The sequence below is a fragment of the Pseudomonas sp. JH-2 genome (assembly GCF_036231725.1).
GTDB classification, from domain to species: domain Bacteria; phylum Pseudomonadota; class Gammaproteobacteria; order Pseudomonadales; family Pseudomonadaceae; genus Pseudomonas; species Pseudomonas delhiensis.
In genome coordinates, this window is sequence record NZ_JAZAQP010000052.1 from 34,927 (window position 1) to 46,758 (window position 11,832).

Annotated in this window: 10 protein-coding genes; 6 read left to right on the top strand and 4 right to left on the bottom strand. The window is 69.9% G+C overall.

The window, feature by feature from the left end:
• The first annotated feature begins 217 nt into the window (after positions 1-217).
• Positions 218-1,111, top strand: coding sequence for an AraC family transcriptional regulator (locus tag VV867_RS26030; RefSeq protein ID WP_328567951.1), 894 nt, complete (start codon positions 218-220; stop codon positions 1,109-1,111).
• 92 nt (positions 1,112-1,203) lie between these two features.
• On the top strand, positions 1,204-1,383 hold the full coding sequence (locus VV867_RS26035) for a hypothetical protein (RefSeq protein ID WP_109934182.1): 180 nt from the start codon (positions 1,204-1,206) through the stop codon (positions 1,381-1,383).
• Positions 1,384-1,389: 6 nt separating this feature from the next.
• Here the strand turns inward: VV867_RS26035 and VV867_RS26040 are convergent, their stop codons facing one another.
• The 3 genes from VV867_RS26040 to VV867_RS26050 all read right to left on the bottom strand — a co-directional run bounded on the left by VV867_RS26040 (position 1,390) and on the right by VV867_RS26050 (position 7,115).
• The gene (locus tag VV867_RS26040; RefSeq protein ID WP_328567952.1) at positions 1,390-2,565 is read right to left on the bottom strand and encodes a multidrug effflux MFS transporter; all 1,176 of its coding nucleotides are present in this window, start codon (positions 2,563-2,565) and stop codon (positions 1,390-1,392) included.
• Positions 2,566-2,752: 187 nt separating this feature from the next.
• Positions 2,753-5,917 (bottom strand): efflux RND transporter permease subunit, encoded by a 3,165-nt coding sequence (locus tag VV867_RS26045; protein WP_328567953.1) that lies wholly within the window; start codon positions 5,915-5,917, stop codon positions 2,753-2,755.
• 13 nt (positions 5,918-5,930) lie between these two features.
• Positions 5,931-7,115 (bottom strand): efflux RND transporter periplasmic adaptor subunit, encoded by a 1,185-nt coding sequence (locus VV867_RS26050; RefSeq protein WP_328567954.1) that lies wholly within the window; start codon positions 7,113-7,115, stop codon positions 5,931-5,933.
• A 149-nt stretch (positions 7,116-7,264) separates the two neighbouring features.
• On the opposite strand from VV867_RS26050, the gene VV867_RS26055 reads away from it, so the two are divergent.
• Positions 7,265-7,918 (top strand): TetR family transcriptional regulator, encoded by a 654-nt coding sequence (locus VV867_RS26055; RefSeq protein WP_328567955.1) that lies wholly within the window; start codon positions 7,265-7,267, stop codon positions 7,916-7,918.
• On the opposite strand, the gene VV867_RS26060 is transcribed toward VV867_RS26055, so the two are convergent.
• Positions 7,897-8,094 (bottom strand): heavy-metal-associated domain-containing protein, encoded by a 198-nt coding sequence (locus VV867_RS26060; RefSeq protein ID WP_009616013.1) that lies wholly within the window; start codon positions 8,092-8,094, stop codon positions 7,897-7,899. The genes VV867_RS26055 and VV867_RS26060 overlap by 22 nt on opposite strands.
• A 152-nt stretch (positions 8,095-8,246) precedes the next feature.
• On the opposite strand from VV867_RS26060, the gene VV867_RS26065 reads away from it, so the two are divergent.
• The 3 genes from VV867_RS26065 (at position 8,247) to cueR (ending at position 11,569) form a co-directional block, all read left to right on the top strand.
• On the top strand, positions 8,247-8,651 hold the full coding sequence (locus VV867_RS26065; protein ID WP_109934186.1) for a hypothetical protein: 405 nt from the start codon (positions 8,247-8,249) through the stop codon (positions 8,649-8,651).
• A 106-nt stretch (positions 8,652-8,757) separates the two neighbouring features.
• Positions 8,758-11,181: a heavy metal translocating P-type ATPase gene (locus VV867_RS26070; protein ID WP_328567956.1), complete on the top strand. Its 2,424-nt coding sequence runs from the start codon at positions 8,758-8,760 to the stop codon at positions 11,179-11,181.
• Complete coding sequence (cueR, locus tag VV867_RS26075) at positions 11,168-11,569, top strand: Cu(I)-responsive transcriptional regulator (RefSeq protein ID WP_328567957.1); 402 nt, start codon at positions 11,168-11,170, stop codon at positions 11,567-11,569. The genes VV867_RS26070 and cueR overlap by 14 nt, the downstream gene beginning before the upstream one ends.
• The last annotated feature ends 263 nt before the right edge of the window (positions 11,570-11,832 follow it).

Consider the following 11,832-nt stretch of genomic DNA (forward strand, 5'->3'; position numbering starts at 1 on the left):
CGGGGGCCCGCCATCAACCTTTGGTCGTAAGCCGGCGGGACCTTCCTGCGAGACCACGCCCCTCGGCCTAACCGGCCTGCCCGCGGGGCAAACCGGCTTTTATTGCGGAAGGGCATCACATCTCCTTCCTCCCGGGCAAAGCTATCACCCGCACGCAGGCGCCAAGATCGACTAAATTGTGGTCTTGATGGATTAAATTGCTGAGCCCGCTACCCAGATGTCACGTACCTCGGACTGGCCGCTTCCCGCCGACAGCCTGCGCCTGCTGCTGCCGCCCACGCTGCTCGGCAAGCTGGCCGCGCACCCGCTCAGCCGCGACCTCTACCCCACGTCCCTGGGCCACTACCGGCGCGCCCGCGACCACCAGATGAGCCGCGACCGCCACGACGACCACCTGCTGATCTACTGCAGCGAAGGCATCGGCCACCTGCTGGTGGAGGGCCCAGGCGGCCCCCAGGCCATGACCGTCGGCTGCGGCGACCTGGTCTGGCTGCCGCCGGGCATGGCCCACGCCTACCGCGCCGACGCCGCGCAGCCCTGGACCATCTCCTGGGTGCACCTGCGCGGCGACGGCGCCGCCTGGTTGCGCCAGGCCGCCGGCTACGGGGCCTCGCCGGTGCGCCACTGGGGCGTGCAGCATGCCCTGTTCGGCGGCTTCGCCCAGTTGCTCGAGGCGCGCCACAGCGGCTACCGCTTCCAGCCCTTCCTGCTCGCCGCCAGCCGCCTGCGCGCCCTGCTCTGCCAGCTGCCGCTGCTGCGCCCGCTGCGCGAGGGCGGGCTGGACCTGGACGGCCTGCACGCCTACATGCGCGAGAACCTGCACCAGCGCCTGGACCTGGCCCGGCTGGCGGCCTTCTGCAACCTGTCGAAGTTCCACTTCGTCAACCGCTACCGCGCGCTCACCGGGCGCACGCCGGTGCAGCACTTCCTGCACCTGAAGATCGAATACGCCTGCCAGTTGCTGGACAGCAGCGGGCACAGCGTCGCCCAGGTCAGCGAGGCCCTGGGCTATGACGACAGCTATTATTTTTCAAGACTTTTCAGCAAGGTCATGGGGTTGTCGCCCAGCGCCTACCGGGCCCGCCTGGGCGAGGGCCGCGGCGGCGCCTGAGGGCCCGGCGCCGATTGTCGATTCGCCCCGGACAGCGCGGCAGGCGGAACTACACTCAGCTTCCCCCCCAACACAGACACGGGTGTCGCGCCATGCACATACTCGTTCGTCCGTCGGCCGGCGCCCAGGGCAAGCGCTGGCAGGTCTGCCTCGATCAGTTCGCCGTGGACTTCCGCAACGAGCAGGAGGCGCGGCTCTTCGTCAGCACCCTGGAGGCTCGCCTGCGCGCGCCCCACGCGCTGCCACGCACGGAGCAGCCAGTGGCCGGCTGAGCCGGTTCAGACGGTGCGCTCGCTGATCTGGCCGGTGAACCAGCCCAGCAGCGCCGCGCAGCCGCCGCATACCGTGATCACCACCGCCATGGGCAGCGCGCTGCCATCGTGCAGCACCCCGACCAGGGCCGAGGCCAGCGCCGCCACGCTGAACTGCAGGCTGCCCATCAGCGCCGAGGCGCTGCCGGCGTGACTGCCCTGCCCGGCCATGGCGCAGGCCGAGGAGTTGGGCAGCAGGAAGCCCAGGCTGGCGATGGCGCCGAACAGCGGCACCAGCAGGGCCAGCAGGTGCTCGGGGCGGTACAGGGTGATCGCCAGCAGCGCCAGGCCGCAGAGGAAGTACACCCACACCGCGCGGCGCAGCCAGAACCCCGGCCCGCGGTAGCGCAGCAGGCGCGCGTTGACCTGGGCCATGAGGATGAAGCCGGCGGCGTTGCTGCCGAAGATCCAGCCGTAGTGCTCCGCCGGCACCTGGTAGAGCTGGATGAAGACGAAGGGCGAGCCGGCGATGTAGGCGAACATCCCGGCGATGGCCACCCCACCGGTCAGCGCATAGCAGAGGAAGGAACGGTCGCCGAACAGCCGGCGGTACTCGCCCAGGGCGCCGGACAGCGGCGGCCGCGGGCCGGCGGGGATGGTCTCGGGCAGCCACAGGGCGATGGCGCTGCCGGCCACGGCGCTGAACGCCACCAGGCAGAGGAAGATCGACTGCCAGCCGAACAGCCCCAGCAGCGCACCGCCGCCCAGGGGTGCGAGGATCGGCGCCAGGCCCATCACCAGCATCAGCTGCGAGAAGGCCTTGGCCGCGGCTATCGGGTCGCACAGGTCGCGCACCACCGCCCGCGAGATGACCATGCCGGCGCAGCCGCCCAGGGCCTGGACGAAACGCGCGCCGATCAGCCATTCCAGGTTCGGCGCGAAGGCGCAGGCCAGCGAGGCCGCGGTGAAGATGCTCACCCCCAGCACCAGCGGCAGGCGCCGGCCGTAGCGGTCGGCCAGCGGGCCGTAGAGCAGCTGGCCGATGGCCAGGCCGGCGAAGTAGGCCGACAGGCTCATCTGCACGTGCTCGACGTCGGTGCCGAAGGCCGCGGCCAACGCCGGGAAGCTGGGCAGGTAGAAGTCGATGGCCATGGGGCCGAAGGCGCTCAGCGCGCCGAGGATCAGCAGGATGCGAAAGTTCATGGAGCACCGTGGGCGCCGCCGGTGCGGGACGGGGCCTGGAAGGTTCGGGCGGATTGATTGGAAGCAGGCTAACGAAACGCCGCCAAGCATAGCAATTCGCCGCCGCCGGGGCAGGGCCGAATAGAAAATCCACGAGGCTTCGACAGGCTGCGCGGGCACCGGCCAGGCGGCCGGCGCCCGCTGCCCGTCAGTGCGCCGGGCCTTCGCCCTGGGCCGCTGCGGCGGCCGGCTGGGCCTTGGCCTTGCGCTTGCCCAGGCGGTCGGCGGCCGACTCCACCAGCATGTAGAACATGGGGATGAGGAAGGTCGCCAGTACGGTGGCGGCGAGCATCCCGCCGATCACCCCGGTGCCGATCGAATGGCGGCTGGCCGAACCCGCGCCGCTGCTGATGGCCAGCGGCACGCAGCCGAGGATGAACGCCAGGGAGGTCATGACGATCGGCCGGAAGCGCAGCTTGGCCGCCTCCAGCGCCGCCTGCAGCGGCCCCAGGCCCTGCTCCTCGCGGATCATCACGGCGAACTCGATGATCAGGATGGCGTTCTTCGCCGCCAGGCCGATCAGCGTCACCAGGCCGACCTGGAAGTACACGTCGTTGCTCAGCCCGCGCATCCAGATGGCGAGTATGGCGCCGAACACCGCGAAGGGCACCGCAGTGACCACTGCCAGCGGCAGGGTCCAGCGCTCGTACTGGGCGGCGAGGATAAGGAATACCAGGATCAGGCCGAAGAGGAAGGCGGTGCTGCCCGAGCCCTGGGTCTCCAGTTCCTGGTAGGCCGAGCCGATCCAGGTGAGGAAGTAGCTGTCGCCGAGGGTCTGGTCGGCCACCGCCTGCATCGCCGCCAGGGCCTGGCCGGAGCTGTAGCCCGGCGCCGGGCCGCCGAGCAGCTTGGCCGCGGGGAACACGTTGAAGCGCGCGTAGGAATCCGGCCCCAGGGTGCGCTGCACGCTGACCAGGGCCGACAGCGGCACCAGGTCGCCGGTGGAGGAACGCACGTACACCTGGGTCAGGTCCTCGGGCTTGCGGCGGAAGTCCGCCTCGGACTGCAGGTTGACCTTCCAGGTGCGCCCGTAGAGGGTGAAGTCGTTGACGTAGTAGGCGCCGAAGGTCGCCTGCATGGCGGTGAACACGTCGTTGATCGCCACCCCCAGCGAGCGCGCCTTGGTGCGGTCGAGGTTGATGTAGTACTGCGGCACGTTGGCGTTGAAGGTACTGGTCACCCCGGCCAGTTCGGGACGCTTGGCCGCCGCTGCCATGAACTTCTGCACCATGGCCTGCAACTGCTCGGGGGTGCCGCCGCTACGGTCCTGGATGTAGGCCTCGAAGCCACCGGTGGTGCTCATGCCGGTGATCGGCGGTGGGTTGAAGGTCAGCACCACGCCGTCCTGCTGCCTGGCCCCCATGGCCATGAAGGTGTGCGTCAGGTTGCGCGCGTCCAGTTCGGGGGTCTGGCGTTCCTTCCAGTCCTTGAGGGTGATGAAGGACACCCCGGCGCTGGTGGTGTTGGCATTGGTCAGGATGTTCAGGCCGGCGAAGGTCACCACGTCCAGCACCGCCGGGTGCTTCTCCAGTTGCTGCGAGACGGCGTCGGTCAGCGCCTCGGTACGCGACAGCGAGGCCGCCGGCGGCAGCAGGTAGGCATTGATCACGTAGCCCTGGTCCTCGTCGGGCACCAGCGAGCCGGGCACCCGGCCGAACAGCACCAGCATCAGCGCGATCATCCCGCCGAACACCAGCAGGCCGATGAGCACGCGCTTGAGGAAGAACTGCACGCCGGCGCCATAGGCCGCGGTGGCCGCGTCGAACATGCGGTTGAACCAGCGGAACGGCGCCGCCGGTTCCTTGTGCTCGGGCTTGAGGATGAGCGCGCAGAGCGCCGGCGAGAGGGTCAGCGCGACTATCCCGGAGATCACCACCGAGACCGCGATGGTGATCGCGAACTGCTGGTACATCTGCCCGGCCAGGCCGCCGAGGAAGCCCACGGGGATGAATACCGCGCAGAGCACCAGGACGATGGCGACGATCGGCCCGGTCACCTCCTCCATGGCCTTGATCGCCGCCTCCCGCGGCGGCAGCTTCTCGGTGCGCATCACCCGCTCGACGTTCTCCAGCACCACGATGGCGTCGTCCACCACGATGCCGATGGCCAGCACCAGGCCGAACAGCGTCAGCAGGTTGATGGAGAACCCCAGCAGGTACATGCCGGCGAAGGTGCCGACCAGCGACACCGGGATGGCCAGCACCGGGATCAGGGTGGCGCGCAGGTTCTGCAGGAAGATGTAGACCACCAACATCACCAGCACCAGGGCCTCGAAGAAGGTGTGCACCACCTCTTCGATGGACACCTTGACGAACACGGTGGTGTCGTAGGGGATCTTGTAGGTGATGCCCTGCGGGAAGCGCTTGGCCAGGCGCTCCATGGTGCTGCGCACCGCGTCGGCGGTGTCCAGGGCGTTGGCCCCGGGTTGCAGGTAGACCCCGAAGGCGGCGTTGAGCTGGCCGTTCAGGGTGGTCTTCATCGAGTAGTCCTGGGCGCCCAGCTCGATGCGCGCGACGTCCTTCAGGCGCAGGCTGGCGCCGGTGCTGTCGGTGCGCAGGATGACGCTCTCGAACTCCTTCGGGTCGGTGAAGCGGCCCTGGGTGCTCACCGTGTAGGTGAAGTCCTGCGCGGTGTTCAGCGGCTCCTTGCCGAAGTTGCCGGCGGCGAACTGCGAGTTCTGCTCGCGGATGGCGTCGACCACGTCGCTGGGGGTGAGGTTGTACTGCGCCAGCTTGTCCGGGCGCAGCCAGATGCGCATGGAGTAGTCCTTGGAGCCGAACTGGGTGACGTCGCCGATGCCGGGGATGCGCTTGAGCTCGTCGATCACGTTGATCAGCGCGTAGTTGCTGATGAACACCGGGTCACGCGAGCCGTCCGGGGAATACAGCGTCACCATCTGGAGGATGTCGGAGGACTTCTTCTGCACCTTCACGCCCTGCCGGCGCACTTCCTCCGGCAGCTTGGCCAGGGCGGCCTGGACCTTGTTGTTGACGTTGATGGTGGCCTGGTCCGGGTCGGTGCCCACCTTGAAGTACACGGTCAGGCTCATGGCGCCGCTGCTGTCGGAGTTGGACAGCTGGTAGATCATGCCTTCGACGCCGTTGATTTCCTGCTCCAGGGGCGCGGCCACGGTCTCGGCGATCACCTGGGAACTGGCGCCGGGGTAGGAGGCGGTCACCGCGACCTGCGGCGGCAGGATCTCCGGGTACTGCGCCACCGGCAGCGCGCGCAGGGCGGCGAGGCCGGCGAGCAGGATGACGATGGAAATCACCATGGCGAACACGGGGCGGTCGATGAAGAAGCGCGAGATCACGATGGCCGCTCCTTCAGGACTGGGCTTGCGCGGCGGGGGCCTGCTGCGTCGGCGCGACGGGCGCCTCGACGGCCTTCACCGGCTGGTCCGGGCGGACCTTGGGCAGGCCGTCGACTATCACCCTGTCGCCATCGTCGACACCGGAGTCGATCACCCAGCGCTGGTTGACCATCTGCGAGGCCGTCACCTGGCGCATGCGGGCGAGGCCGTCCTTGTCCACCACGTAGACGAAGGTCCCGCGCGGGCCTTGGGCCAGGGCGCGCTCGGGTACGGTCACCGCGGCCTTGCGGGTGATGCCGGTGACCACCACGCGGACGAACTGGCCGGGGATCAGGTGGGTTTCCGGGTTGGGCACCACGGCGCGGGCGTTGATGGTGCCGGTGCCGGTGTTGACGAAGCTGTCGGTGAAATCCACCACGCCGTCGATGGGGTAGCGGCTGCCATCGCCGAAGAAGATCTGCGCCTGCAACTTGCCGTGCTCGGGCAGCACCAGGCGGCCCTGCTGCACGCCGTCGCGCAGGCGCGCGGCCTCGGTGTCGGAATAGGCGAAGTTGACGTAGATGGGGTCGAGCTGGGTCAGCTCGGTGAGCAGGCTGGTGTTGGGGTCGCTGGCGGTGACCAGGCTGCCCTCGGAACGGGTCTCCTTGCTGGCCATGCCGGAGATGGGCGCCTTCACCGTGGTGTAGTCCAGGTCGATCTGCTTGGCATCGACGTTGGCCTTGGCCGCCTCGACGTCAGCCTTGGCCTGCTCGTAGTCGGAGGTGTAGCGGTCCAGCTCGCTGGCGCTGGCGAAACCCTTGCGCTGCAGTTCGCGGATGCGCTTGAGGTCGCGGTCGGTCTGGCGGTAGCGCGCCTGGGCCTGGGCCAGGGCGCCCTTGGCCTGGCCCAGGGCGGCCTGGTAGGGGCGCGGGTCGATCTGGAACAGCACCTGGCCCTGCTTCACCGGCCGGCCTTCCTCATAGGTGCGTTTCTGCAGGATGCCGCTGACCTGGGCGCGCACCTCCACCTCGCGGTAGCCGGCCGCCCGCGCCGAGTATTCCAGGCTCAGCGGCAGGCTGGCGCTTTTGGCCACCTCCACAGTGACCTCCGGTGGCGGTGGCGCCGCGCCCGCCTCATCCGCCAGGGCTGGCAGTACGGGTTGCGCAGCAACCAGGGCACACAGGGCCAGGGCGGCGGACACGCGCGGGGTGAACGGCATATAACCTCTCCATGGAAATGTCGGCTGGGATGATTCGGTACGGTTGTCGGGGGAAAACTGCCATCCGCCAGTAACTCACGGTTCCCACTCGAAATTTCAGTAAACTGCGGGAACACTTAGTGAGCCTAGCCCGTATAGCAAGCCGCGCCATGAGAAGAACTAAAGAAGATTCGGAAAGGACCCGCCAGACGATCCTCGACTCGGCGGAGGCGCTTTTCCTGGAAAACGGCGTTTCCAGCACCAGCCTCGAGGAGATCGCCCGCAACGCCGGGGTCACGCGGGGCGCGGTGTACTGGCACTTCGAGAACAAGGCCCCCCTGTTCAACGAGCTGCTCGCCCAGGTGCGCCTGCCGCCGGAGCAACTGGCCTTGCGCCTGTCCGGCTGCGACGGGGTGGACCCGCTGCAGTCGCTGTTCGACCTCTGCGTGGAGGTGGTGCAGAGCCTGGCGCAGAACGCGCAGAAGCGCCGGGTGCTGACCATCCTGCTGCAGCGCTGCGAGTTCACCGAGGAGCTGCGCGAGGCGATCCTTCGCCACAACGCCTTCATCCGCCAGTTCATCGACCTCTGCGAGCAGCTCTTCGCCCGCGACAAATGCCGGGTGCGGCTGCTGCCCGGGGTGACGCCGAAGACCGCCTCGCGGGCGGTCCACGGCCTGATCCTGGGGTTGATCAACGACTGGCTGCGCGACCCGCAGCTGTTCGACCCGCTGCAGGACGCCGAGTCGCTCTTCGAGCCGCTGTTCCGCGGCCTGGTCCGCGACTGGAGCCAGGCCGGCGCGGCTCAGGCCAGCGCGGCCTCGTAGCCTTCCTCGCGGATCGCCGCCAGCACCTCCTCGGCCGCCAGGCGGCTGGCCACCCGCACCTCGCCGCCGGCCAGGTCCACCTGGACCTCGGCGGCGCCGTCGCGGGCCTGGATCGCCTGGGTGATGGCCCGCACGCAGTGGCCGCAGGACATGCCTTTCACACTGAACGCTTGCATGGTCGAACTCCTCGGGTTCGGTTGACGATGGGCGCAGTGTCGACCTTGCCACCGTGGCAAGGTCAAGCCCCCTGCGGCACCGCGCCGCGGGCTTGCCCCCGGCGCCGCCCTCGGCCAAGCTCTGCGCATCCGAGCCCTACCGGGAGCCCCCCATGCGCCGCCTGCTCCGCGCCCTGCCCTGCCTGCTCTGGCCCGCCCTGGCCCTGGCCGCCGACCCGCCCACGGTGCAGGCCTGGCCGCAGCAGGAACCGCCACCGCCCGGCTACGCCGTGCTCAACATCAGCCGCCAGGGCCTGCAGAGCGGCAGCGCCTGCGACATCGACCTCTACGTGCGCGGCGAACTGCTGACGCGCCTGCAGCCCGAAGGCGCGGTGGCGCTGAACCTGTCCCCCGGCGAGGTGCCCATCCGCCTCGCCGTCTCCTCCACCGGCGCCTGCCGCGACGGCATGCAGCAACAGCAGACGCAGACGCTGCGCCTGCGCGCCGGGGAGATCCGCAGCTACCGCATCGGCTACCGCGAGGGCGGGCTGTTCCTGACGCCGGTCAACCTTCCCTGAACCAGGGCTTGACCTTGCCCTCGTGGCAAGGTTCATCCTCTGGGCATCGTCGGATCGTGACCGCCGCCCCGCCGGAGCCGGGCCGCGGACATCAGGAGGAGCGTCCATGAACAGCCCCATCGAACTCGACCTGCCGGTGACCGGCATGACCTGCGCGTCCTGCGTCGGCCGCGTCGAACGGGCCCTGAAGAAGGTACCGGGGGTGCTGGCGGCCAGCGTCAACCTGGCCAGCGAGCAGGCGCGGGTGAGCCTCGACTCGCCCGAACAGCTGCCGGCCCTGGTGGCCGCGGTGGAGAACGCCGGCTACCAGGTGCCCAGCCACAGCCTGGAACTGGCCATCGACGGCATGACCTGCGCCAGCTGCGTGGGCCGCGTCGAGCGCGCGCTGAAGAAGGTCCCCGGGGTGCGCGAGGCCAGCGTCAACCTGGCCAGCGAGCGCGCCCGCCTGGACCTGCTCGGCCCGGTCGAGCCGGCCACGCTCATCGCCGCGGTGGAGAAGGCCGGCTACCACGCCCGCCTGCTGCAGCCCGAACGCCCCGCCGAGGACCCGGCCCTGGCGCGCCTGGCCCGCGAGCGCTGGTACCTGCTGGCGGCCATCGTCCTGGCCGTGCCCCTGGTGCTGCCGATGCTCGCCGAATGGGCCGGGCTGCACTGGATGCTGCCGGCCTGGGTGCAGTTCCTCCTGGCCACCCCGGTGCAATTCGTCATAGGCGCGCGCTTCTACGTCTCGGCCTGGAAGGCGGTGCGCGCCCGCAGCGGCAACATGGACCTGCTGGTGGCCCTGGGCACCAGCGCCGGCTACGGCCTGAGCCTGTACCTGTGGCTGAGCGCCGCCCCCGGCGCCATGCCGCACCTGTACTTCGAGGCCAGCGCCGTGGTGATCGCCCTGGTTCTCCTCGGCAAGTACCTGGAAAGCCGCGCCAAGCGCCAGACCGCCGCGGCCATCCGCGCCCTGGAGGCGCTGCGCCCGGAACGCGCCACGCGCATCCGCGACGGCCACGAGGAAGACGTCGCCATCGCCGAACTGAGCCTGGGCGACGAACTGCTGGTGCGCCCGGGCGAACGCTTCCCGGTGGACGGCAAGGTACTCGACGGCCGCAGCCACGCCGACGAGGCGCTGATCACCGGGGAAAGCCTGCCGGTGCCCAAGGGCCCGGGCGACGCGGTGACCGGCGGCGCCATCAACGGCGAGGGCCTGCTGACCCTCCGCGCCACCGCCCTGGGCGGGGAAACCGTGCTGGCGCGCATCATCCGCCTGGTGGAAGACGCCCAGGCGGCCAAGGCGCCGATCCAGAAGCTGGTGGACAAGGTAAGCAACGTCTTCGTCCCGGTGGTGATCGGCATCGCCCTGCTCACCCTGGCCGGCTGGCTGCTGGCCGGCGCCGGGGTGGAAACCGCGCTGATCAACGCGGTGGCCGTGCTGGTCATCGCCTGCCCCTGCGCCCTGGGCCTGGCCACGCCAGCGGCGATCATGGCCGGCACCGGCGTGGCCGCGCGCCACGGCATCCTGATCAAGGACGCCGAGGCCCTGGAGGTGGCCCACGCGGTGAGCGCGGTGGCCTTCGACAAGACCGGCACCCTCACCTCGGGCACGCCCAGCCTGGTGCACTTCGCCGTGGCCGAGGGCGAGCCAGACGCCGCCCTGGCCCTGGCCGGCGCCCTGCAGCGCGGCAGCGAGCACCCGCTGGCCAAGGCGGTGCTCGGCGCCTGCGCCGAGCAGCACCTGCGCGTTCCCATCGTGAGCCACAGCCAGGCCCTGGCCGGGCGCGGCATCCAGGGCCAGGTCGGCGAACGCCTGCTGGCCCTGGGCAACCGCCGCCTGCTCGACGAGCAGGGCCTGGCCGCCGGCGAGCTGCAAGGCAAGGCCGTCGAATGGGAAGGCCAGGGCCGCACCCTGTCCTGGCTGCTCGAACTGCAGCCGCAGCCGCGCCTGCTCGGCCTGTTCGCCTTCGGCGACAGCTTGAAGCCCGGCGCCGCCGAGGCGGTGCGGGCACTGCACGAACGCGGCATCGACAGCCACCTGATCACCGGCGACAACCGCGGCAGCGCGCGGGTTGTGGCCCAGGCCCTGGGCCTGGACGACGTCCACGCCGAAGTGCTGCCGGCGGACAAGGCCGCGGTGGTGGCGCAGCTGAAGGCCAGCGGCAAGGTGGTGGCCATGGTCGGCGACGGCATCAACGACGCCCCGGCGCTGGCCGCGGCGGACGTCGGCATCGCCATGGGCGGCGGCACCGACGTGGCCATGCACGCCGCCGGCATCACCCTGATGCGCGGCGACCCGCGGCTGGTCCCCGAAGCCCTGGACATCGCCCGGCGCACCTACGCGAAGATCCGCCAGAACCTGTTCTGGGCTTTCATCTACAACCTGGTCGGCGTGCCCCTGGCCGCCTTCGGCCTGCTCAACCCGATGGTCGCCGGCGCCGCCATGGCCGCCTCCAGCGTCAGCGTGGTGAGCAACGCCCTGCTGCTCAAGCGCTGGAAGCCGGCGCACGGCGCGAACGCAAGCGGAGGCGACGATGAACATAGGTGAAGCGGCGAAGAAGAGCGGCCTGTCGGCGAAGATGATCCGCTACTACGAATCCATCGGCCTGCTCGCCCCCGCCGGGCGCAGCGCCAGCGGCTACCGCCACTACAGCGAGCAGGACCTGCACCGCCTGGCCTTCATCCGCCGCGCGCGGGACTTCGGCTTCTCCCTGGAGGAAGTCGGCCGCCTGCTCGCCCTCTGGCAGGACCACGGCCGCGCCAGCGCCGACGTCAAGGCGCTGACCGGCCAGCACATCGCCGAGCTGGAACGCAAGATCGCCGAACTCACCGCCCTGCGCGACACCCTGCAGGAACTCCACGACCACTGCCAGGGCGACCACCGCCCGGACTGCCCGATCCTCAAGGACCTGGAGTCGGGGAGCTGCTGTCACTGAGCGATGCCATCGGCGGATAACGCCGTTGGCGTTATGCGCCCTACGGATCGAGGCACGGCGAGTCTTTCGTAGGAGCGAGCTTGCTCGCGAACGGACCTACCATCTGACGCCAGTGCCTTTCGTTCTGCCCAACGGCCCCCTCTCCCGCTTGCGGGGAGGGTTAGAGAGGGGGGACGGAGCCAAGCTCAGCGCCGGCGTGTCGTCGAAGTCCGCAACCCTCTCCCCAGCCCTCTCCCTGAAGGGAGAGGGGGCCGTTCGGAGCA